18 protein-coding genes are annotated in these 22,024 nt (G+C 59.9%); 11 read left to right on the top strand and 7 right to left on the bottom strand.

Features of this window, described 5'->3' with window-relative positions; translation table 11 throughout:
* Positions 1-19: 19 nt before the first annotated feature.
* The 4 genes from ASD52_RS10870 to ASD52_RS10855 all read right to left on the bottom strand — a co-directional run bounded on the left by ASD52_RS10870 (position 20) and on the right by ASD52_RS10855 (position 4,459).
* Positions 20-1,021: an acyltransferase gene (locus ASD52_RS10870; protein ID WP_057224339.1), complete on the bottom strand. Its 1,002-nt coding sequence runs from the start codon at positions 1,019-1,021 to the stop codon at positions 20-22.
* Between the two features lie 14 nt (positions 1,022-1,035).
* On the bottom strand, positions 1,036-2,319 hold the full coding sequence (locus ASD52_RS10865; RefSeq protein WP_057224274.1) for an O-antigen ligase: 1,284 nt from the start codon (positions 2,317-2,319) through the stop codon (positions 1,036-1,038).
* A gap of 112 nt (positions 2,320-2,431) precedes the next feature.
* The gene (locus tag ASD52_RS10860; protein WP_272502213.1) at positions 2,432-3,634 is read right to left on the bottom strand and encodes a polysaccharide biosynthesis/export family protein; all 1,203 of its coding nucleotides are present in this window, start codon (positions 3,632-3,634) and stop codon (positions 2,432-2,434) included.
* A gap of 144 nt (positions 3,635-3,778) precedes the next feature.
* Positions 3,779-4,459 (bottom strand): sugar transferase, encoded by a 681-nt coding sequence (locus tag ASD52_RS10855; protein WP_057214412.1) that lies wholly within the window; start codon positions 4,457-4,459, stop codon positions 3,779-3,781.
* A gap of 784 nt (positions 4,460-5,243) precedes the next feature.
* Here ASD52_RS10855 and ASD52_RS10850 point away from each other — a divergent pair.
* Both ASD52_RS10850 and ASD52_RS10845 read left to right on the top strand, forming a co-directional pair.
* Positions 5,244-5,528 carry an exopolysaccharide production repressor protein gene (locus tag ASD52_RS10850; RefSeq protein WP_057214409.1) on the top strand — a complete coding sequence of 95 codons (285 nt, stop codon included), beginning with the start codon at positions 5,244-5,246 and terminating at the stop codon, positions 5,526-5,528.
* Positions 5,529-5,680: 152 nt separating this feature from the next.
* Positions 5,681-6,703 carry a glycosyltransferase family 2 protein gene (locus ASD52_RS10845; RefSeq protein ID WP_057224337.1) on the top strand — a complete coding sequence of 341 codons (1,023 nt, stop codon included), beginning with the start codon at positions 5,681-5,683 and terminating at the stop codon, positions 6,701-6,703.
* A 44-nt stretch (positions 6,704-6,747) separates the two neighbouring features.
* On the opposite strand, the gene ASD52_RS10840 is transcribed toward ASD52_RS10845, so the two are convergent.
* A complete protein-coding gene (locus ASD52_RS10840) occupies positions 6,748-7,698 on the bottom strand; it encodes a polysaccharide pyruvyl transferase family protein (protein ID WP_057224272.1) in 951 nt (316 codons plus the stop codon).
* 85 nt (positions 7,699-7,783) lie between these two features.
* The gene (locus ASD52_RS10835) at positions 7,784-8,749 is read right to left on the bottom strand and encodes a glycosyltransferase family 2 protein (protein WP_057224271.1); all 966 of its coding nucleotides are present in this window, start codon (positions 8,747-8,749) and stop codon (positions 7,784-7,786) included.
* A 124-nt stretch (positions 8,750-8,873) separates the two neighbouring features.
* Between ASD52_RS10835 and ASD52_RS10830 the strand changes: the two genes are divergently transcribed.
* From ASD52_RS10830 to ASD52_RS10790, 9 genes are all read left to right on the top strand, one after another.
* Positions 8,874-10,358 (top strand): lipopolysaccharide biosynthesis protein, encoded by a 1,485-nt coding sequence (locus ASD52_RS10830; RefSeq protein ID WP_057224334.1) that lies wholly within the window; start codon positions 8,874-8,876, stop codon positions 10,356-10,358.
* 410 nt (positions 10,359-10,768) lie between these two features.
* Positions 10,769-11,884, top strand: a complete 1,116-nt coding sequence (locus ASD52_RS10825; protein ID WP_057224269.1) for an acyltransferase — start codon at positions 10,769-10,771, stop codon at positions 11,882-11,884.
* Positions 11,885-11,886: 2 nt separating this feature from the next.
* The gene (locus ASD52_RS10820) at positions 11,887-12,669 is read left to right on the top strand and encodes a glycoside hydrolase family 16 protein (RefSeq protein WP_082571792.1); all 783 of its coding nucleotides are present in this window, start codon (positions 11,887-11,889) and stop codon (positions 12,667-12,669) included.
* A gap of 105 nt (positions 12,670-12,774) precedes the next feature.
* Positions 12,775-13,977: a hypothetical protein gene (locus tag ASD52_RS10815; RefSeq protein WP_057224331.1), complete on the top strand. Its 1,203-nt coding sequence runs from the start codon at positions 12,775-12,777 to the stop codon at positions 13,975-13,977.
* On the top strand, positions 13,974-14,972 hold the full coding sequence (locus ASD52_RS10810) for a glycosyltransferase family 2 protein (RefSeq protein ID WP_057224267.1): 999 nt from the start codon (positions 13,974-13,976) through the stop codon (positions 14,970-14,972). The genes ASD52_RS10815 and ASD52_RS10810 overlap by 4 nt, the downstream gene beginning before the upstream one ends.
* Before the next feature lie 17 nt (positions 14,973-14,989).
* Positions 14,990-15,916 carry a glycosyltransferase family 2 protein gene (locus ASD52_RS10805; protein WP_057224329.1) on the top strand — a complete coding sequence of 309 codons (927 nt, stop codon included), beginning with the start codon at positions 14,990-14,992 and terminating at the stop codon, positions 15,914-15,916.
* Positions 15,913-16,929, top strand: coding sequence for a glycosyltransferase family 2 protein (locus ASD52_RS10800; RefSeq protein WP_057224264.1), 1,017 nt, complete (start codon positions 15,913-15,915; stop codon positions 16,927-16,929). Before ASD52_RS10805 ends, ASD52_RS10800 begins: the two co-directional genes overlap by 4 nt.
* A gap of 4 nt (positions 16,930-16,933) precedes the next feature.
* Positions 16,934-17,839 carry a UTP--glucose-1-phosphate uridylyltransferase gene (locus tag ASD52_RS10795; RefSeq protein WP_057224262.1) on the top strand — a complete coding sequence of 302 codons (906 nt, stop codon included), beginning with the start codon at positions 16,934-16,936 and terminating at the stop codon, positions 17,837-17,839.
* A gap of 71 nt (positions 17,840-17,910) precedes the next feature.
* The gene (locus tag ASD52_RS10790) at positions 17,911-20,268 is read left to right on the top strand and encodes a Wzz/FepE/Etk N-terminal domain-containing protein (protein WP_057224260.1); all 2,358 of its coding nucleotides are present in this window, start codon (positions 17,911-17,913) and stop codon (positions 20,266-20,268) included.
* A 130-nt stretch (positions 20,269-20,398) separates the two neighbouring features.
* Here ASD52_RS10790 and ASD52_RS10785 read toward each other — a convergent pair whose 3' ends face one another.
* Complete coding sequence (locus tag ASD52_RS10785; RefSeq protein WP_057224258.1) at positions 20,399-21,853, bottom strand: TrkH family potassium uptake protein; 1,455 nt, start codon at positions 21,851-21,853, stop codon at positions 20,399-20,401.
* Positions 21,854-22,024 lie beyond the last annotated feature (171 nt).

The raw sequence follows: 22,024 nt of genomic DNA, 5'->3' as shown, positions 1-22,024 counted from the left end.
GCACCCCAGGCTTAGATGCCTAGGATGCCTCGCGTACCCGGTTCAGAGGCAATCTGGAGCGGGTGCGTCGAATGAGCGGACGCTCGATCAGGAGATAAGCCGCAACACCGGCCAGCGTGCCGGCGGCCAGAGCGCAGAGCAGCGTCAGCACTGAATTCAGACCGATCATCGCAGCAGCCTTGACGACGACCGATATGGCGAAGGTGTGCCAGAGGTAGATCGAATAGGAGGCATCGCCGAGCAACGTCGGTAATGTCCATTTTTGAAACCAGCCGCCGGCTTCAAGCGCAAGAGTGCCGACGACAAGCATGACTGCCAGCGGCCCCAATACCCTTTCGTCAAACGGCAGGCGCAGGACGGCAAGGGCTGCAAATCCGGTGAATGCGCCAAGGACAAGCACAATGCCGAGGCCTGGCCCGGCGGTCCTGCCCCGCAGCCAGAACTCGGCGACAATCATGCCGGCGACAAATTCCAGGATGACCGGGCGCGTATAGGTCAAAATCAGCGCGTTTTGCGTAGTGATCGTGAGGCCGAGCAGCACCAGCGACACAAACAGCGCTGCCATCACCGGTAGCCGGCGGTCCCTTGGCAGCATCAAAGATGCCGCAAAGACGACGTAGAAGAACATTTCGAAGTTGAGTGTCCAACCTTGCACGAGCACCGGCCAGATCTCGCCGCTGCTTGGCGAGCGTGCGGGGATGAACACCAGGGACGCCAGGATGTGTCCGAGCGTCAGCACGAGGTTCGGGAAGAGGCCGGCAACGCCGCCGCCGATCATCACCAGGGTCGCGAGCCAATAGATCGGCGCAATCCGGCGTAGGCGCTCTCTAAGGAATGCCAGCGGCGCGGTCGGGCGCCGGTCGCTGATCACCCACATGATAAAGCCGCTGATGACGAAGAAGACGTCGACCCCGGCCGCGCCGATCGCGAAGTGATGGCCTGTTCGTTCGGCTGCGTGAAAGAGCACGACCCCCAGCGCCGCAAGCGCACGTAGATACTGGATGCCGTGGATGGTTTTCATCGGCGTTGGTGCCATCAGAACCTCAGCTGCGGATGATGGCTCGCCAACACCCTGGCCTCTGCAAGGCGCCGCTCGCTGACGATGCGCCGGCCTTGCCTTATCGTCAGCTTGCCGGCTGCGAAGTAGAGCAGGAAGGAACCGACGTGATAGGGATTCATGATGTCGATTTCGACAAATGCCCGCACGAAAAGCAGCATGGCGACGCCGAAGAGCACCGAGGATTCGATGTGATCGTCATAGGCCAGCAACCGTTTGATATGGCCGAAGACAGTGACCAGAAGCACGGTGCAGAGGAGCCCGAGCCCGATTGCTCCGGTCTCCACCATCGCCTCGATGAAGGTGTTGTGGAAGTGGAAGCCCGAGCGGGTGGCGATGAAGAACTCTTCCCAGAGACGTTCGGGTTCGGAGAAGCCCTGGACCCAATAGGCCTGGTAGCCCACCCCGACGACAGGCGAGGATAAAGCGGCTTGTATCCCTTGCTGCCAAAGGTAGGTTCGCCCCGTAAGCGTGGAATCCTTGCCGAAGAGGCCGAGAACGAGGTCGACGCCGCCGCCATAGGTCGCAGCGACGGCGGTGATCCCGCCGACGACAACAGCACCTAAGAACAGTCCCTTGCGATGACCGGGCGACAGCATGCCCACGGCGCGCATGCCGAGCCAGCAGCCAACGATGGCGACGGCCGTCAGAACCGACGTCGCCGATTGCGAGGCAAGCAGCGAATAGGCTGATATCAGCCCAACGGCCCCGGCGGCGGCGAGCCAAAGCCCGCGTTCCCTGAGCGCGACTGGGGCGATGAAGGCGAAGTAGATCCCGAGTGAGGCGTAAAAGCCAAGCTGGTTCTTCGAGGAAAAGGCGCCGACAAAGCTGAACGTACCGTCGAGCGGATCGAGGTGGTAGACGCCGAACAGCAGCGAATAGGTGAGCACGATACCGACGCCCGCCAGTGCGCCGCGCACGAGCGTGCGGATGTCGATCGTGCGCATGGCAATCAGCGCGCAAACGACATGCGAGAGATACTGAACTCCCGTCCTTGCCGTCATCCCGGGCGCTGCCGACCAGAAGACGGAAAGGCAGGCAAAGACGGCAAAAGCAAGGATCCAGATATATCTGCCGTAATTGCCGAGCACGCTTCGATAGTCGACGAGCACCAACGGCAGCCACAGCGCATAGTAGACAAGGATCGACGCCTGCCCGAACCGCGAGGAATAGGCAAAGACGAAGAACGATATCGCCAGCGCAAACGTACCGTAGGCCTGGTTTGCACCAGGAGAAACGAGGCTTGCCTTGGAAATCCTCATCACGATTCCTTAGAGCGTAGCCGGGTTAAACAGAGTCACAGAAACGCTCCATCTCTTTATTTCCAAGCATTTCCTGACGGAAAACCGCTTCGCACTTTTCCTTGGAAAGGCTCTAGCGCATCGCCAGATTGGCTTCGACCTTGATCACGTCGCCCGGCAGCACCGGCGTGTTCTCGTCAGCGGCAATCTGTTGCGCCTTGCCATCCTTTTCACGGACGATCGAATAGCTGATGACAGCGTCCGACATGTCGTCCTTGGACTGTGCCGCCTCGGCCGATTGCAGCAGCGCCTCGGTCATGAGGTCGCGACTGGTGCCAAGTTTGATGGACAGCGTATCGAGCTCAGCTTCGGTGTTCTGCAGGTCCTGGGCAAGCTGGGCATCCCAATCGTTGCGCAGGTTGGTATCGTCCTGGGTGGCCTTGCTGACATCCTGCTTTGCCTTCAGAGACGCCGTGTCGATATCCAGAACAGCTGACTGCAGCTCCGCCACGCGCTGTTCCAGCGCGAGCTTGCGCGCGCTCAGCGCCAGCCCCTTTTCGGCAAGCCCCTCGATCTTGTCCCGGTCCTCGATCACGAGATCCAATTGACGGTTCTGCGTTTCTGACTTTTTCGCCAGTGCCTGGATTTCGCTTTCGAGCAGAGACTTGAGATCGGCCAGCGACGCCAGCTGGCGTTTCTGCCTTTTGTCGCGCGAAACCATCAATGCAGTCTCGCTTTCAAGCAAGCCGGCGACGTCAGGCGCGTCCTTCAAGTCCTTCGGCAATTCGATCTTTTCCTTGCCGGCGATCTCCGCCTGCAGGCGCGCGCGCCGGATAAGCAACCGGTTGCGTTCGGAGACCTGCACGCTCGAATCTCCGCGTGCGTTGATGTAGTCGCGTGCGAAGCGCTGTCCGCTTTCCGAACGTCTCAACCCGCCGCCAAGGCTGACGGCCTTGAGGACCGTCAGGTTCGGCACGTAAGGGTACTCACCGGGCTTCTGGATTTCTCCGGAAAGATAGACCGGACGATACTGCGCGAGCTCGACCGACGCCGAAGGCCGATCACGCAGGCCGAACAGCGTCTGCATCTTGAGGCCGATCGCCTCGCTCATCTCGTTGGTCGTTTTGCCCGCCGCCGGCAGATCGCCGATGAAGGGGATGGAGACCATGCCGGAGGCACCAACGGTGTATTCGCCGCTGACCACCGACCAGTCGCGCACAGCACCTTCTGCGGTCTGCCATTCGGCCACGCGGATCTTCAACTTGTCCATGACTCCGAGATGGTACTCGTCGGCATGGACAGGCAAGGTGCCGAACACAGTTATGGCCGCCAGCATGGCGACCTTCAGAGAATACGGCTTTCGGAGGGAGATACGCGATCTCCCCTTGGCAATTTGATGTTTCATTACGGTTTCCCGGTTGCTGGTCGCGCGCGCCGGCGTCCGACGACGAGGTCGTCAGGCTCCGTGGCGCAGCGTTTGTCAGTAGCTGCCGCGAGAAAAGCAGACTGCGGGGATCGTCTTGACGACGATGAAGAAGTCGCGGATCAGCGACCAGTTCTGTACATAGTGCGTGTCGAAGGCGACGCGGGCGGCATAGGAAACGTCATTCCTGCCGCTGATCTGCCACAGGCCGGTAAGACCCGGGCGAGACTGCAGATAGAACACGGCTGCGGCGTCGTAGAGTTCGAGTTCGTCTTCCACGACAGGGCGCGGGCCGACGATGCTCATCTCACCACGGATGATGTTGATCAGCTGCGGCAACTCGTCGAGGCTGAGTTTGCGCAGAACGCTGCCGACAATGGTCACGCGCGGGTCGTCCTGAAGCTTGCGCGTCGCACGCCATTCCTCGTAGGCGCCCGGATTGTTGCGGAGATAGTCCTGCAAGAGCCGATCTCCGTCTGCCCGCATCGTGCGGAATTTCAGGCAGCGGAATGCACGGCCGTTATGGCCGATACGGCGGTGACCGTAAAAAACGGATCCACCATCGGAAAACTTGACGAGCATCATCAAGAGCAGGAAGAGCGGACTGAGAAAGACGAGAGCCAGTGAAGCGGTGAAAATATCAAAGCCACGCTTCGATATTCCTCCTACCGGACGAAATGCTCCCGACTCTGCGGTACTGAAAAACGGCGAATTGGCCGATCGAGTCGCAGACTTCATAGAGAAGACTCCATTTACGTTGGCGATTGGTCGGTCCCCTGTGGGGGCGCACTCGTATCCAAGAATGAGTGTATGGTTAGAATTTGGTTTTTAAAGGCGAAATGATGGCCGGTGCCGTGCCCGCGGTTCGCGGACGTATATCATCGATCGCGAATATGTAATATTTCTTCGGGACCGAAGATCATCTATTCATGGCGAGCCAAGTGGCTTCCAGTCGATTTCGATGTAGTTCGCGGGCAAACCGAATTTACTCATGAAAAAATTGGCCTTACCTTGAACTAGTGATGTTTGCTTTCGTCTTGCATCAGAAGATTTTCCCGCTCTGTAAATTGAAATCCGTCAAATTCACGGGCGCTTTTTGCGGCGCAGCATTCTTTTGCACTGCACGCACAAAACCTTCACAAACGCGAATCTTGTAACAAAAGTTGATAACAAAGTGAGAGCGAGGCCAACTTCGAGACGAGCGAAACAGGGCGAAACCCACGGAGGGTGGAATATCGAGCGACACATTTCGCCCCGTTAAACCCCCAACCAACCTCGATATGGCCGGCCGCAAACTGATTCCTTGCATCCGCCCCACGCCGTGCAATCAACGGAATTTGATTGGAGGCGGCCTGTTCTAAAGGCGACATAAACATTTTAGGGGCTATAGCGGCTTATATTGCATCTGCGGTTATTGTCGGTTGAACCGAGGGATAACCGCCAATATATTGAACCTCTGTGGTGGGAAGGGCCTTAGCTCATATGGAGACACCAACAACAGCCCCGAAGGCAAGGTAGCGCGATGTTCGCACCACGCGTCTTTGCGAGCATGATTGGCGCTTTGGCGGTCTTTGCCATCGTCACCTATCTGCTGAACGGTTCGCTTACCTCGACCCTTTTTCAAACCTTGATTTGCGCCGTCTTGATGCAGGTCGGGTATTTTCTGGCTGTCGTTTTTCTCGTCTGGCAGAAGGCCCGCGAGCGCGACAGGCAGGCGGCCGAGAACGCACGCGCAACGACCGATGAAAAACAGGCGGGTAAGGTTTCGCCGGGGCGTTTGAACAGGCCGGGTCACTTCAACCCGTAGGGCACGGTGGGGAGCTCCCCTCGCCGCCCGCGATGCCTACAACAAAAATGTCAACGTTTTGACGCGGTTGCGACATGATCCCGTTGCATCGTGCGGCGGGCCGGCGAGTAAAACCAATGCCGGCCATGCCCGACGTAACGCTGGAGGCCACAATGACCGCAGCTGCAACGATGGACGTTTGTGTCATCATCGCCGCAAAAAATGCCGCCGAAACGATCGCAAGGGCCGTCGCTTCGGCTCTGGCCGAGCCGGAAACGGCCGAGGTCATCGTCATCGACGACGGCTCCACCGACACGACCGCATCAGCCGCCCTGTCCGCTGCCGATGACACCGGGCGATTGAACATCGTGCGCTTTGAAAAAAACAGGGGGCCGGCTGCAGCACGAAACCACGCGATCTCGATCAGCCGCTCGCCTATCCTCGCCATCCTCGATGCCGACGACTTCTTTCTGCCCGGCAGGCTGGCCCAGCTTCTTGGGGTTTCGGATTGGGATTTTGTCGCCGACAACATCGCCTTCATGGACGAGACGGCTGCCGCCAGCGCAGCGGCCGACGTGGGCCGGTTCCAACCGGAGCCGCGCCTTCTCGATCTCACCGGCTTCGTCGAAGGCAATATCTCGCGCCGCGGTGTCAGGCGTGGCGAGATCGGTTTTCTCAAACCCCTCATGCGGCGTGCGTTTCTGTCCAGCCATCAACTCGCTTACAACGAGACCCTCCGCCTCGGGGAAGACTACGACCTCTATCTGCGGGCGCTTGCCAAGGGTGCACGCTACAAGATCATCCACAGCTGCGGCTATGCGGCGATCGTGCGTGGCAATTCGCTCAGCGGTAGTCACCGCACCGAAGACCTGAAGCGCCTTTATGAGGCCGACCGTGCCATCCTCGCCGACAATCAATTGAGTGCAGAAGCGACGGCCGTGATCCGCCGGCATGAACGCCATATCCGGGGACGTTACGAACATCGGCGCTTTCTCGACCTGAAGAGCGAGGGCGGCCCAATGGCTGCCGTCACCTACCTGCTCGGCAAGCCGGGGGCCGTTCCGGCAGTCGCCGGTGGGATCTTTGCCGATAAGACCGAACGTATGCGACCGGGCAAGCCGGATGCCCCGGTGGGACTCGGCGGCTCGGGGCGGCTGCGCTACCTGCTCCCAGCTTCCGCTGAGTTGAGCCAATGATAGGCTAAACGGCGCCCGCTCGGGGCGCCGCTTGATCTCAGCCCTTAGAGATAATCGCGACGAACTGTATCGAGTACGTCGCGGAAGCGTGCCTTGCGTTCGGCCAGGACGCGGTCTTCGCTCAATTGCGGCTGCGCTCTGCTTGCCTGCCACAATGCCAACGTCGACGGCGCCGCCAGAAGCTGCTTGGCCGCTCCACGCAAGAAAGTTTGCCTTGGCTGGGTCGCTCCGACGACCAGGTCTCCGTCGATCTGCCGCCGGTTCGGGTCTTCACCATAGGTCTCGGCGATATCAAAACCCATGCCCCAGAACCGGGTCCCCTTGATCATCGCTTCCGCCCGGCTTGAAACCGGGACATGGCGAGGGCGATAGGTGACCCCGACCGTCCGGGCCCAATCGTTCCATTTGAAGCTGTTGATGCTGTTCGAAGTCGAGACCGCGACCCACGGAACGCGAAAGGCGTCCGCGAGAATCGCTCCGTGCATCGATTCGGCCACGATCAGCTCGGACTGCGCGATCTCCCGGATCACGGCTCCGGCCTCTCCACGCGGGTCGATGTAGTGCAGGCCGACCGTGCCGCAGGTCATCGGCCACATGCCGGCAATCGCACTCTCCCAATGGGGCACGAAGCTACGCTTGTGGATCTTGGGCAAGTTCTGGAACTCCGGCATCTCGGCGACCATCACCGCCGGGTCAACAATGCCGCGTTCGTGTTCGATACCGACCTTTTCGGCCGTCAGCGGGCCGCGCACACAACGAATGTCCCATTCCGCCGCATCGCGCATATCCGGAAGCGTGCCATAGCCAAAGCCGCTGCCAAGCACCAATTTTCGCATGCCGTCGGGTAATAACGCTCGATTGAGCACCGTACCGACGCCGACGAGCAGAATGTCGTCATGGCTGTCGCGGAAACCAGGCAAGAGGAAATCCCAGAGCCAAAGATTGAGGTCGTCTCCAAAATTTCCGTGATGTGATTCCCAGTAATAGGGCTTCATAAGCGGTCCCTTCTCTCAAATAAAAATGTGTCCGGCGCCGCAAGCGGCGGGTCTTTCTCCCGCCTGAGGGATGCTGTCTTCGTGATCAGCGTTGCGGTGACAGTTTGCCGACGGCCAGTTCAAGGGCGCTTTGCAATAATTTCGGATCGCGCCATACCCAGCGGGCAAGCAGCCTGAACTGTGGCACCTTCCTGCGACGCAGGCGCCGAGCCTGACTCCACAATGCCTGACGGCGGGCCGTATGCTGATAGGAGCGGATCGAGGCGATTTCCTGCGGCCGGCGCGAAAAGCGGCCCTCAAGCGTTTCAAGCGCCACGAAAGTGTTGAACTGCTGCTGCAGAAATTCCGGCGAATCGTTGTCGATCGAATGGAAGATGTTGATGCCCTCGCCGCGTTCCGCACCCGCGGCATCGCAAAGGACCACACGTCGCGCCGACAGCACGCAATCGCAGAAGAACAGCACGTCCTCGGCTGCCAGCCGGAGTGCGGCATCGAAGCGGATCGTTTCGAACAGCGAGCGCCCGATCACCATGCAGGAAAGGTGCAGAAAGCTCCAATTCCGCAGCATGACGTTGGATAGATCGGGGATTTCCACGACCAGCGGGCTCTCCTGCAGCCGGATGCAGGTATCGCTCTTCAGGAGATCGGCGACGCCAAAATGGTAGTAGAATGCATCGCCTCCCGTTATCGACGCCCAATAACAATCGGCATCGAATCGCGTCAGGCTTTGATAGGCATTTCTGAGGTGATCCGGCGTCCAGACGTCGTCGGAATCAAGGAATGCCACGAACTCCGAATCCTCAGGAACATGGTCGAGCCCGGTGTTGCGTGCGCCGCCCGGTCCCTGGTTGGGTTGGCGCACGATGGTGATGCGCTCGCGCATGTTTTCGCTGAGCGGCGCCAGCTCCTCATCAACAGGATAAGGAGATTGATCGTCGACGACCAAAACATGGAAGTCCTGAAATGTCTGGGCGAAGACGGACGAAAGCGCCCGCCGAAGGATGCCCGGCTCCTTCTGGTAGTAAGGTATAATAATCGTCAGCTTTGCCATCTTTTCGCCCCTGAGGCTTCTCTACAAAGAGTCTTGCGTGGTCTCCTCCCACTGGGTCGCGGCCGTATGTCTATCGCTTGTCCTTTGTCACTCATTCTTTCAAAGGGCTCACGGGATGTTCGCCATGCCCTCAACCGTCAATGCCAAATCCGTCACCCGTAACGTCGGCTGGAGCGTGCTCTCAAAGACAGGCACATTCGGGCTGAAATTTGTCACCGTGCCTATTCTTGCGCGCATCCTGACGCCTGAAGAGTTCGGAACAGTCGCTGTCGCACTCACCGTCGTGCAGTTTCTGGCAATGATCGGCGGCGCCGGTCTGGCCTCCGCGCTGATCATTCAGCGCGACGAGGAAATGGACCTTGTCCATTCCGCATTCTGGGCGAATCTGGCGATTTCAATGGCAATGGCGCTTGGGCTTTTTGTCTTTGCCGCACCGCTCGCAACGCTGCTGGGGGCGCCGGAAGCTGCCTACCTATTGAAGATCATGAGCCTGCTCATTCCGCTTCAGCTCGGCGGCGATGTCGCTTATGCGCTCCTGGCCCGGCGCATGAATTTCAGCAAGGATGCCGCTTGGAGCATGATTTCGGAAACGCTCGGCGCTCTCGTCGCCGTCGCCATGGCGCTCGCCGGTTTCGGCGTGTGGTCGCTCCTCGGGCAGCTCTTCGTATCGGCGTTGATCCGCCTTTTCGGGCTTTATGCCGTCTCCGGCTACGTACCGAGGCTGGTCTTCTCGTTTCGGCGCGTATGGATATTAAGCCGCTTCAGTCTCGGCATGATGGGCTCCGAAATCGCCAATTTCATTACCTTCCAGTCGCCAATGGTGGTGATCTCCCGCTATCTCGGTCTTTCCGATGCCGGCGCCTATTCCGCCGCCAACCGGTTCTCCAGCATTCCAAACCAGATCGTGCTTTCGGCTGTCATGGGTGTGCTTTTCCCCGCCTTCAGCCATATGGGCGAGGATCGCGAGCGCCGGTCGCAGGCGTTGATGCTAAGCACGCAGGTCACCACGGTGTTGCTTGCTCCGATGATGTTCGGGCTGTGGGCGCTCGCCGAACCAGCGATGCTCGTCCTCTTCGGCAGCCAATGGGCGGCGGCCTGGCCCGTTCTCGGCCTTCTGGCTTTGTCCAAGGGCATCCTGACCCCCTGCAGCACCTACGTGCCCTATCTCAAAGGCATCGGCCAGGGCGCCGTCCTGTTCTGGTGGGCTGTGATCCGAGCTGTCATCACCACCGGCGCGGTCGCCTATGGGGCCATCAACGGCTCACTGATCGACGCGATGATCGCGCTTTGCATCGTCAACGTTCTGACGCTGGTCGGATATTCATGGGTGGTCTTCCGGGCCGACCATATGCCGTTCGTGAGAGGCTTCTTCGTCTCAACGCGGCCGATGTTTGCGGCCTTTGCCATGGCGCTTGCCGTGCGTTTTCTGCTCGAGCGATTCGGCCCCCTGGTTCCCAACGCCATCTTGCAGGTGCTGATCGGGGCTGCCATCGGCGGTCTCATCTATCTCATTCTGATGGTTCTGACCGAGCGGCAGTTGCTGGTGAAACTACATCGGATGATCCGCCAGCGCGGCGCGGTGGGTGTTTCGCCAGAACCTGCGGAATGATCGTAAATGGCGAGCTCGGCCCTGCCTTACACTCGCCGCAATTCGCGCCGCCGGCAGCAAAAAAACTCCGATTTGACAATGATCAACGAAAAAAATCTGCAATTTTTGATCGCAATTAATCGGCGTTCGTTCAATCACAGACTTTAGTTCATGAGAATATGAGCATATTCCGCAACATGCGACAATACGTGCGCTTTTAAGGATTGAAGGGGTCGATTCCCTGTTGTTTTGCCGCTAACTCGAAATGTGGCGAATGCTGCATTGCAACAAATCATGGCTGATTCTTTTGTTGCAGCGCCATATTTTTATCCACGCCCCTGCCCTAGTTTATTCGATGCGGGCTCTAGTCTGCTCTGTTGAAACGGCGCCGAAAATGACGCTGGCAGATAGGAGTGACGGATATCGTGGCTATGGACGCGAACATTTCCTCGCGGATCAATTTGATGCGCATCGTGCTGATCTCGGGCATCGTCTTCGTACATGTGCCGCATGATCCGCAAACCAGCCCGTTCCTGGGAACCTATGGGTTTCTGGACTGGCTGCGCGTGTTTTTGGGCGACAGCCTGTTTCGCGTCGGCGTTCCCTGCCTCAGCGCGATCTCGGGCTATCTCATGTTCCGACGCGGTCTGGATACGTTCGATTATAAGAAGACGCTTCGGACCAAGGCGCGCACGGTGCTGCTTCCCTTCCTTCTGTGGAACCTCGCGTTTCTCGCACTCGTCTATGTGGCGCAGCTCAAGAATATTGGCTTCGGCTACCTTCCCGATGTGGTCAATGCCACGCCACGCGAATGGCTGAGCCTTGCTTTCGCGCTTGAGGCGCTGCCGATCAACGTTCCACTCTACTTTCTGCGCGATCTGCTGCTATGCATCCTGCTCTCGCCATTGTTGGCCTGGCTGATCAAGCGCTATCCGCTGCAAACGCTTGGCGTTCTGCTCGCCTTCGCCGTGCTTCCACTGCCGAATGGCATCTTCCTGAAGAAATCTATCCTTTTCGGCTTCTGCACCGGTATCTATCTGAGCCTGCATCGCATCGATACCAAGCTGCTCGACCCCTATGCCCGATCGATCACCGCCGTTTTCCTCGCCGCCGCTGTCGCGCTCTCGATCGTTCTTTACCAGACGGGTCCGGAGTTCCCGGTCTGGGTCGATATGCTGCGCAGCCTGACAGCACTTTCCGGAATCGTCGGATCCTGGGCCGTTTCAGCGCTTCTCGTGCGCACCCGGCTCGGCGAACGCCTGGCGCGTACCGGTGGCCTCAGCTTCTGGATCTTCTGTGCCCATTACCCCCTGCTCATCGTTTCCTGGATGGTCTGGAATCGCACCGAGATCGCCGACTATCGCCTGTTCTATTTCACGATCCCGTTCATCACGATCGCCATTCTCGTTGCCGCGCATGGGCTTGCCAAGCGCCTGGCACCGGGCCTCACCGCCGTCCTGACCGGCAGCCGCACCGGCTCCTCCCAAGCCAACGCGCCCCCGGATACCGGCCGTCGCTCCGACTACTCGCCACAGCAAAGGACCTGACCATGAGATCGATCAGACCTCACCGCCTCGCCCTTCTCACATGTCTCGCCACCGGCCTTGCCGGCTCCGCAATGGCACAGGAAGGTGCCACCGGCACGTCGTTCCTCGACAACTTCGACACGCTCGACACCGGCCACTGGTATGTTTCGGATGGCTGGAACAACGGGCCGCACCAGAACTGCACCTGGTCGAAGAAGCAGGCGGTGGTCGTTGACGGCATCCTTGAACTGAAGTTCGAGGAGGGCAAGACAGGCGAACGCAACTATGCCTGCGGCGAGGTCCAGACCCGCAAGCGGTTCGGCTATGGGACCTACGAAGCCCGCATCAAGTCCGCCGACGGATCGGGGCTGAACTCAGCCTTCTTTACCTATATCGGTCCTGCCGACAAAAAGGCGCATGACGAGATCGACTTCGAAGTGCTCGGCAAGAACCCGGCAAAGGTGCAGCTCAATCAGTACGTCTCCGCCAAGGGCGGCAACGAGAAGCTCGCCGACGTACCGGGCGGCGCCAACCAAGGCTTCAACGACTACGCCTTCGTCTGGGAGAAGGAGCGTATCCGTTACTACGTCAATGGTGAACTGGTTCACGAAGTGACCGATCCCGCCAAGATCCCGTCCAACGCCCAGAAGATCTTCTTCAGCCTGTGGGGCACCGACACCCTCAGCGATTGGATGGGCACCTTTAACTACAAGGGGCCGACAGCGCTGCAGGTTGACCGGATCGCCTTCACCGCACCCAACGACAAGTGCCAGTTCGCCGAGTCCGTCGCCTGCAAATTGAACTGAGGACGGCACAACGCCGCCGCATCCGTGCATCGCAACGCCACCGTTGCGATGCACGATTTCTTGAATCAAGCTTGGCTCGGGCTAAGCACGAAAACGGATGTTTTCATGCTGCAGATACTTTATTTCGCGCAGGATCTGGCTGACCCCGCGGTTCGCCGTCGAATCCTGATGTTGAAGGCAGGCGGTGCGCGCGTGACGCTGGCCGGCTTTCGCCGGGGCGCGAACGCACTGGCCGCGATCGAGGGCATCGATCCGATCGAGCTCGGCACGACGCGCGACGGTCGCTTTGCCCAGCGGGTCTCAGCGATCACCAAGGCCTGCCTGTCGCTACCCGCCAAGCTGCGCGCGGTCGGCCGGCCCGACCTGATCATCGCCCGCAACCTCGACATGCTCGCCGTCGCCAACAAGGCGGTTTCCATGTTCGGCGGTGATGTCCCTATTGTCTATGAATGCCTCGACATTCACCGCCTGCTTCTGCGCAAGGACGTGGCTGGACGCGCCATGCGCGCCAGCGAAGCCTATCTCGGACGCAATGCGCGGCTTTTGATCACCAGTTCTCCCGCCTTCGTCGAGCATTATTTCCGCCCACTCTCCGGGTTGGAGACGCCAGTCATGCTGCTGGAGAACAAGGTGCTGGAGCTCGGCGATCGAGATTGCCTGCAGGTTTCCGCGGCCCCCACAGCGCGACCAGACGGCCCCTGGCGGATCGGCTGGTTCGGTGCGCTACGCTGCCGCAAGTCGCTCGAACTGCTTTCGACGTTCTCGCGCCGCATGGAGGGCCGTTTCGAGATCGTACTACGCGGCCGGCCCGCCTATTCCGAGTTCGACGATTTCGACGGTTTCATTCGCAATGAGCCGCACATGACCTTCCACGGCGCTTACCGCAGCCCGGAAGACCTCGGCGCGATCTACGACGAGATCGATTTCACCTGGGCGATCGATTTTTTCGAGGAGGGCCAGAATTCCAAATGGCTGCTTCCGAACCGGCTCTATGAGGGCTGCCGACACGGACGGGTTCCGATCGCCATGCGCGGCACGGAGACGGCCCGTTTTCTGGCGGTCCGCGGTCTTGGTTTTCTGCTTGATGAACCCGAGCCGGACAACCTCGTTTCGCTCCTTGGAGCGGTCGATGCCAACAGCCACGCCGATGCTTGTGGGCGGGTTGCCGCCTGCAACACCGACACCTGGGTCTTTCGCCACACCGATTGCGAGAACCTCGTGAGGCGCCTTTCGGCGATTGCATCGACGGCCCCCGAACCCGCGACGCCCCTTTCTCAAGCCCGTCAAAACGAAGGTGGTTTGTCATGAACACAACAGATCTGACGTCGACGCGCAGCCTGATCGTCATCCCCTGCCTCAATGAGGCTGAACATATCGAAGCTCTGGTGGACAAGCTTCGTCCGTCACTGGCGCCACTTAATGCTGTCATCCTGATTGCCGACGGCGGCAGCACCGATGGCACCCGCGAAATCGTAGCGCGACTGGCCCAAGACGATCCGTCCGTCCTGGCGCTCGATAATCCTAAGCGTATCCAGAGTGCCGCAATCAATCTTGCGGTGGCCGAGTATGGCTCATCCTTCGACTTTCTGATCCGCATCGATGCGCATGGCACCTATCCTGATGATTATTGCCAGAAGCTTGTCGACGAAGTGATCGCAACCGGCGCCGACTCCGTCGTCGTTGCCATGGAGACAGTCGGCTTCACGCCGTTTCAGAAGGCGACGGCCTATGCCCAGAATTCCAAGCTCGGAAATGGCGGCGCCAAACACCGGCTCGGGGCCACAAGCCATTGGGCAGACCACGGCCATCATGCGCTGATGCGCATTGCAGCCTTCAAGGCGATCGGCGGTTACGACGAGAGCTTCAGTCACAACGAAGATGCCGAGTTCGACTATCGGTTCCGCAAGGCCGGCTATCGCATCTGGATGACCGACAGAACGAGCATGGTCTATTACCCCCGGGCAAAGATCGGGCCGCTGTTTCGGCAATATTTCAGCTACGGCCGCGGGCGAGCCCGCAACGTGCTGAAGCATCGCGTCGCGCCAAGCCTGCGTCAATTGTTGCCGCTCGCCGTGGCACCGATCGCAATCGGCGCTCTGCTCGCCGTCATCAACTGGGTTGCCGTCGTGCCGGTCGTGCTTTGGGCTGCAGCTTGCATCGGCTACGGAGCCTGGATGGCGCTCGGCCAGAAAAACCCCTACGGCCCGCTGGCTGCGGTTTCGGCCATGGTGATGCATTTCGCCTGGTCCGCCGGTTTCTGGCGTGAGTTGCTCGACCTTCGCAACAGGCGGGTCGCACCATGATTGAGGCAACGAAGAAAATGGCCGCCGGCCTTCGGGTCGACATCGCGGTCTGCACGTTTCGCCGGCCGGAGCTTGCCGAAACCCTGCGCTCGCTGGCTGCCATTATCGTGCCGGACGGGACGGCAATCCGGATCATCGTCGCCGACAACGATCTACAGCCAAGTGCCGAAGGTCTTGTCGACGCATTGAGGTCGGAAATTCCCTTCGGGATCGACTATGTGCATTGCCCGGCGAGCAACATCTCGATCGCCCGTAACGCCTGCCTTGATAACGCATCGGGCGACTACCTCGCCTTCGTCGATGACGACGAAACGGTTGCTCGCGACTGGCTGGTGCGTCTGCTGGAGACGGCCTCAGCCACCGGGGCCGAGGCGGTTCTCGGCCCGGTTCGAGCCGAATATGACCTTTCGGCGCCGTCCTGGATGCGCCGCGGTGACTTCCACTCGACGCGACCCGTCTGGGTCGGCGGCGAGATCATAACGGGCTACACCTGCAACGTCTTGCTCGATCGAAAAACGCCGGCACTTGCCGGCCGGCGTTTCAACCTCGCGCTCGGCCGAACCGGCGGCGAGGATACGGAGTTCTTCACCCATATGTACAAGGCCGGCGGCCGTCTGGCCTATGCGTCGGATGCTCTGGTCTACGAAATCGTGCCGGAAAAGCGCGCCAGCTTCCAATGGTTGGCAAAACGACGCTTTCGCTCGGGCCAGACTCATGGACGCCTGCTCGCACAGGCCTCTGCAGGCAGCGGAAAGGCCGTCGAGATCGTTCGGGCCACCGCCAAGTCCGGGTTTTGCGCTGTCGCAATCCTCATCCTGCTCGCCTCGCCGGTTGCGCGTTCGCGCTATGCCCTGCGTGCCGTCATGCATGCCGGCGTCGTCAGCGGCCTTTTCGGCGTTCGCGAGCTCGAGCAATACGGCACATCGGAAGTGGCGGCGCCATGACGACAACCAATCCAGATGTCAGCTTCGTCATCGCGGCGTTCAAGGCGGCTGATACGATCACGCGCGCGATCGACAGTGCGCTCGCCCAGGAAGATGTCTCGGTCGAAGTCATCGTCGTCGACGATGCTTCACCTGACTATACCGCAGCGGTGGTCGAGGCTATCGCCGATCCGCGTATCCGGTTGATCCGACTTCCGGCCAATCGGGGACCTGGCGGCGCGCGCAACGCCGGTCTCGACGCAGCCCGCGGCGAATGGATCGCCATCCTCGATGCCGACGACACGGTTCGCCCCGGAAGACTTGCGCGAATGATCGCACGGGCGCGCCGCGAAAGCGCTAATATCGCCGTCGACAATCTGGAAGTCCTGAACCTTGATGGCCGGCGCGACCGGATGTTTGACGACACGACGCTTGAGAATACACCGGTTCTCACCCTTGCCGCCTTCATCGAGTCCAACGTGCTTTTCAGGTCGACCTATAATTTCGGCTACATGAAGCCGATCTTCGAGCGCCGGTTTCTCGAAGAGATCCGCCTGCGCTTCAAGGAAGAGATCCGCATCGGCGAAGACTATATCCTGCTGGCCTCGGCCCTTGCCCAAGGCGGGCGCTGTATCATCGATCCCTCCGCTGGCTATCGTTATCACATCCGCGAAGGCTCCATCTCGCGCGTGCTGGAACTGCGCCACATCGATGCGATGATCGCCGCCGACACAGACTTCCTCAGCACCCACGCCATCGACGCAAGCGCGATGGCCATGCAGCGCAAGCGCAGCCGCAGCCTTTACGAGGCGCACGCCTTCTTGGCGCTCGTTGAACACATCAAATCCAGATCGCTGGGCGGCGCCATCAGAACCGCGCTCTCCAGCCCCCGCGCGCTCCGGCATCTCAGGATGCCGATCGCCGTGCGACTGCGCCGCCTGGTTGCGCCGTTGTCCCGCTTGAAGCCCGCCACAACGACGGTGGCGGCTGAACGATCCACTTCGGGCAAAAGCCCTCACACGAGAAAAGGATAATGCCATGGACCGTATCAGAACTGTCAGAAAAGCAGTTATTCCGGTAGCCGGCAACGGCACGCGTTTCCTTCCCGCGACCAAGGCTGTGCCGAAAGAGATGCTGACGATCGTCGATCGTCCGGTCGTGCAATATGCCGTCGATGAAGCCCGCGAGGCCGGCATCGAGCATATCGTCTTCGTCACCAGCCGTAACAAGCAGGCGATCGAAGACCACTTCGACGATACGCCCGAGCTGATTTCGTCGCTGACGCGCTCGGGCAAGAACGCCCAGATTTCCGAGCTCGAGGCCATGTTGCCCAAGGCTGGCTCCGTCAGCTTCACCCGGCAACAGGCGCCGCTCGGCCTCGGACATGCCGTGTGGTGCGCGCGCGACCTGATCGGCGACGAGCCTTTTGCACTGCTTCTGCCCGATATGCTCTCCTATGGCGCGCGCGGCTGCATGGCTGGCCTGATGGATCTCTATCGTCAAACCGGAGGCAATGTCGTCGGCGTGGAGCAATGCGCGCCGGAGGATGCCTCCAAATACGGCATCGTCGGTAAGGGAACGGCCGTTTCGCATGGTTTCGCGGTCACCGAAATGGTCGAAAAGCCGAAAGCGGGAGAGGCGCCCTCGAACTTCTACCTCAACGGTCGCTACGTTCTCCAGCCTGAGATTTTCGGCATTCTCGCTCGACAGCAGCGCGGCGCCGGCAACGAAATTCAGCTGACAGACGGCATGCTGAAACTGTCCAAGGATCAGGCGTTCCACGCCCACCCCTATGATGGCAGAACCTTCGATTGCGGCTCCAAGCATGGGTTCATCGAGGCGAACGTCGCCTTTGCTCTTGCTCGTTCGGATATCGGCGATCTGGTCTACGAATCCGTCAGGGACATGGTTTTGTCTCACGAAGGCCGCATCCGCGCGGCATAAACCCGGTTTCCGGCGCCCCGAGATGTGGGGGCGCCGGCCGATAGCTATATGGAAACGGACAGAGCGACCCAATGAAACAAAGAAGTCTACCGTTCAGTAGCGTACTGCCCCGCGAAGCCGAGGAAACCGATGGCTTCATCGACCTTGACCGGCTTTTTTCGGTGGTGGTTCGTCGCGGCAAGACAGTCGGGCTGTTCGTTGCCCTGTTCGTCGTTCTCGGCGGTGTCTACCTGCTTTTCGCCACGCCGAACTATACCTCGATGACGCAGATCCTGCTCGACGAGAACCTCTCGAAATTCGCGGAAGAAGAGGCTTCGCCACAAAACAGCCAGCTGCTCGACACCCAACTTGCCAGCGCCGTCGAGATCCTCAAATCAGGCGAATTGGCTCTGCGCGTCGTCGACAAGATCAACCTTGCCGACAACGACACGATCGTCAATCCGCCACGCTCGGCTTTCGCTGTGGTCAAGGATTGGATGAAGTCGATCACCGGTGTGTTTACGGGCGGTTCTGCGGTTTCGGAAGAGGCCGCACGCAGCGGCCGGCGACAGAAGGCAGCCGCGCTTATCCAGCAGGGCCTCGCCGTCGAACGCGTCTCGCGAAGCTCGGTCGTTGCCCTTGCCTACCGTTCGAGCGATCCGCAGCTGGCAGCGCAGGTGGTACGCGCCTATGCCGATTCCTACCTGACCGACCAGTTGAACGCCAATTTCGAGGCGACCGAACGGGCATCCGTGTGGTTGCAGGAGCGCCTTGCCGACCTGAGGCAGCGATCCCAGGTCGCTTCGCTTGAGGTCGAGCAATACCGCACCGACAACGGGCTGACCTCGGCGCGGGGAGAACTGATGTCCGAGCAACAGCTCGCCGATCTCAACAGCCAGCTGATCATCGCCCAGGCCGACACCGCCTCCGCTTCGGCCCGCTACAAGCAGTTTCAGGCGATCGTCGAACAGGGCCCTGAAAAGGCCGTCGACAATGCGACGATCTCGTCGAAGGACGGCGACAATTCGGTGATCCGCGACCTCAGGACCCGCTATCTGACCGTCAGCAAACGCGAGCAGGAGGTGACCCAAAGCTTTAGCGCCGATCATCCCCAGGCGGTATCGCTGCGGGCGGAGAAGAACGATATCGGCCGCCAGATCTATCAGGAACTGCAGCAGCTGACCTCGAGCTATCGCAATGAATACGAGGTCGCGCGGTCGCGCGAAGCCTCGTTGCGCGAAAACATCGAGGGAACCACCGGCCGGAACTCCGACGCAAACCGATCACTCGTCCATCTGCGCGAACTCGAGCAAAAGGCCGCAGCTCTGAAGACGCTTTATGAATCCTATCTCGGCCGCTATGAGCAGGCAGCGCAGCAGCGCTCCTTCCCGATTGCCAAGGCTCGGGTGATTTCCGAAGCCGGCGTGCCTGTTTCGCCCTCAAGCCCGAAGAAGACGATGATCCTCGCCCTCTCCGCTGTGCTCGGCATGATGGCAGGCGGGGCGTTTGCGGCGTTTCAGGAATTCCGGGAGCGCACGTTCCGTCTCGAAGGCGACGTCCGTTCGATCCTCGGGCATCGGTCGCTCGGTTATGTCCCGCTGATCGGCCCGCGCCCGACGAGAGCCACAGACCATATGCGTGCCCGGTTTGTGAAGGACAAGGGACCGCCCCAACCAGCACCGGAGCCGGTGCCCTTCGAACGCGTCAGCCGCATCGTACTCGACGCGCCGCGCTCCTCCTTTACCGAGACGTTCCGCAACGCCAAGCTCGCCTGTGACCAGATGCTGCATGGAAATGCCTGCCGTGTGGTCGGTATCGTGTCGGCGGTTCCCGATGAAGGGAAATCAATCGTCGCTGCCAATTTTGCCGCCCTTCTCGCCGCCAGCGGCAAGCGGACGCTGCTGATCGATGCGGATATACGCAGGCCCGGCCTCAGCAAGATGATTACGCCGGCGCCCAAGACCGGACTTGTCGAGGCGCTAACCGGCGAGACATCCTGGCCGGCCGGAATCAAGATCGACCACAAGACGAAGCTTGCGATATTCCCGGTCGGTGGCGAAGCCACCAACCACTACCCGCATGACAGCCACGAGCTGCTCGCCTCGCCGGCCATGGAGGAATTGATCGCGAACGCGCGCAAGTCCTTCGACTATGTGATCGTCGACCTCGCAGCCCTCGCCCCTGTCGTTGATGGCAAGGCGTTTTCGCCGCTTGCCGACGGTTTCCTCTTCGTGGCCGAATGGGGCCGCACACCGTCGCGGCTTGTGCGCGACCTGCTCCACGCCGAACCGCAGATCAACTCGAAGATCCTCGGCGTCATCCTCAACAAGACGGATATGCGGGAATTGGCGAAATACAGCGACTTCGGCGCCGCCGAACACTATCGCCACCGCTTCGAAAAATACTACGTCGACAACTCAGCGACCCGGCGCGAAGCGGAGCCGGTCTGAACCGTATAGGAGCCCAACTCGCTTGGGCTCCTGGAGCATTTCCAGGGCAAGTGCGTAGCGGTTTCCTGTCAAAAAAACAAAGAGATACAGCCGTTTGTGAAATTCCGGTTAAACCGGAAACGCTCGTGCCTTAATCCTTCCAGAACAGCGGCGTCAGGATGACCAGAACGGTCAGGATTTCCAGACGCCCGAGCAGCATCATGACCGACAGCAGATAAAGCGCCGGATCGGACAAGGTAGAGAAGTTTCCAGCCGGCCCGATGATCGGGCCGAGCCCGGCACCGACATTTGAAAGCGCCGTGGCGATCGCCGACGCCGACGTCAAAAGGTCATAGCCAAAGGCGCCCATGGCCATGCTGCCGAAGGCCCAGATCATCATATAGGCCGTGAAGAACAAAAAGACGGTCCGCTGCACGTCGATATCGACCAGTGCCTTGCCGTAGCGCACCGTGTGGATCGCGTTCGGGTAGATGAGCCTAAAGAGCCCTGCCCGAATGGAATTGAAGATGATGATGAAGCGATAGGCTTTCATGCCGCCAGCGGTCGAGCCCGAACACCCGCCCATGAAGGTCGCCGCAAAGGCGAGTGCGACGATGAAGTCGCCCCATAGCATGTAGTCATCGCTGGCAAAGCCTGTCGTTGACAGGATCGACGACACCGTGAAGAACGAATGCGCCAGCGCCTCGTGAAAATCGACGCCGTTTTCCAACCGCTGAAACAAGCTGGCTGCGATCGCGAGCACGGTGAGGTAAGACAGGAACACGATGATCTGCGGATCCTTCAGCGTGTCCAGCCGGCCGCGCACGATAAAGATGATCAGCACGGAAAACGGTAGGCTGCTGACCGTCATGAAGAAGGTAGCCACCCACAGGATCGGCAGGCTGTTAAAATAGCCGAGCGACGCGTCATGGGTCGAAAAGCCCCCGGTCGCAATCGTCGACATCGCGTTATTGATCGCATCGAAGCGATTCATTCCGAGATAGCCGTAGATGATCGCGCAGGTGACCGTCAGGACGATATAGATCAGGATAAAGGCACGCGTGAAGGTGACGATGCGCGCAAACGGCTTCTCGGTGGTATCGGACGATTCCATCTTGAAGAACGACAGTCCGCCGACGCGCAGATACGGCATGACGAACAGCCCGAGCGCGACGATGCCGATGCCGCCGAGCCAATGGAGCAGCGAACGCCAAACAAGAATACCGGGTGGCGCATTGTCCAGACCGGCAATGACAGTTGAGCCGGTGGTGGTGATGCCTGAGACAGACTCAAACAGCGCTTCGGCAAAATCGAGATTGACCGAGGATAGCCAGAATGGAATGGCACCGACAAACGAGACAACCAGCCACAACAGGTTGACGAGCAGAAAGCCCATTTTCCGGTTGAATGCTGGTGGTCCGCCCTGCGTAGCCGCCACTGTGACCAGCGAAAGGCTACCCATCAGACACGCCGAAACAGCGAAAACCTTCCAGTCCCGATGGCCGAAATAGAGATCGACTAGCGCGGGAATGAACATCGCGAGCGAAAGATAGACGCCGACCTTTGCGGCAATGTTGATGGCAGACTGGTAAATGGTCGCGGTCAACGGTCAATGCCCCGGTCTTGGCTGTCCTGGTCCACTCGCCCTCGCGAGTCGCTTTTACCTGCCATCAACATCGGGATTAGCGGCCAGCGTCGACGAACGCAAGTTGGACATCCCTCTTAACGATCACAGCAATTTCTTCTAGTGTCGACGATTGCTGTGGACCAGAACGCG

Origin of the sequence: Ensifer sp. Root142, from assembly GCF_001426785.1 — a bacterium.
Lineage (GTDB): Bacteria > Pseudomonadota > Alphaproteobacteria > Rhizobiales > Rhizobiaceae > Ensifer > Ensifer canadensis.
Note: the sequence above shows the minus strand (reverse complement) of the source record. Positions and strands in the feature narration are given on the sequence as shown.

What these genes read in the sequence shown, in the direction of transcription:
- ASD52_RS10870 (WP_057224339.1), bottom strand. Translation starts at nt 1,021, where the DNA reads ATGAAAACCATCCACGGCATCCAGTATCTACGTGCGCTTGCGGCGCTG.
- ASD52_RS10865 (WP_057224274.1), bottom strand. Translation starts at nt 2,319, where the DNA reads ATGAGGATTTCCAAGGCAAGCCTCGTTTCTCCTGGTGCAAACCAGGCC.
- ASD52_RS10860 (WP_272502213.1), bottom strand. Translation starts at nt 3,634, where the DNA reads ATGCTGGCGGCCATAACTGTGTTCGGCACCTTGCCTGTCCATGCCGAC.
- ASD52_RS10855 (WP_057214412.1), bottom strand. Translation starts at nt 4,459, where the DNA reads ATGAAGTCTGCGACTCGATCGGCCAATTCGCCGTTTTTCAGTACCGCA.
- ASD52_RS10850 (WP_057214409.1), top strand. Translation starts at nt 5,244, where the DNA reads ATGTTCGCACCACGCGTCTTTGCGAGCATGATTGGCGCTTTGGCGGTC.
- ASD52_RS10845 (WP_057224337.1), top strand. Translation starts at nt 5,681, where the DNA reads ATGACCGCAGCTGCAACGATGGACGTTTGTGTCATCATCGCCGCAAAA.
- ASD52_RS10840 (WP_057224272.1), bottom strand. Translation starts at nt 7,698, where the DNA reads ATGAAGCCCTATTACTGGGAATCACATCACGGAAATTTTGGAGACGAC.
- ASD52_RS10835 (WP_057224271.1), bottom strand. Translation starts at nt 8,749, where the DNA reads ATGGCAAAGCTGACGATTATTATACCTTACTACCAGAAGGAGCCGGGC.
- ASD52_RS10830 (WP_057224334.1), top strand. Translation starts at nt 8,874, where the DNA reads ATGCCCTCAACCGTCAATGCCAAATCCGTCACCCGTAACGTCGGCTGG.
- ASD52_RS10825 (WP_057224269.1), top strand. Translation starts at nt 10,769, where the DNA reads ATGGACGCGAACATTTCCTCGCGGATCAATTTGATGCGCATCGTGCTG.
- ASD52_RS10820 (WP_082571792.1), top strand. Translation starts at nt 11,887, where the DNA reads ATGAGATCGATCAGACCTCACCGCCTCGCCCTTCTCACATGTCTCGCC.
- ASD52_RS10815 (WP_057224331.1), top strand. Translation starts at nt 12,775, where the DNA reads ATGCTGCAGATACTTTATTTCGCGCAGGATCTGGCTGACCCCGCGGTT.
- ASD52_RS10810 (WP_057224267.1), top strand. Translation starts at nt 13,974, where the DNA reads ATGAACACAACAGATCTGACGTCGACGCGCAGCCTGATCGTCATCCCC.
- ASD52_RS10805 (WP_057224329.1), top strand. Translation starts at nt 14,990, where the DNA reads ATGGCCGCCGGCCTTCGGGTCGACATCGCGGTCTGCACGTTTCGCCGG.
- ASD52_RS10800 (WP_057224264.1), top strand. Translation starts at nt 15,913, where the DNA reads ATGACGACAACCAATCCAGATGTCAGCTTCGTCATCGCGGCGTTCAAG.
- ASD52_RS10795 (WP_057224262.1), top strand. Translation starts at nt 16,934, where the DNA reads ATGGACCGTATCAGAACTGTCAGAAAAGCAGTTATTCCGGTAGCCGGC.
- ASD52_RS10790 (WP_057224260.1), top strand. Translation starts at nt 17,911, where the DNA reads ATGAAACAAAGAAGTCTACCGTTCAGTAGCGTACTGCCCCGCGAAGCC.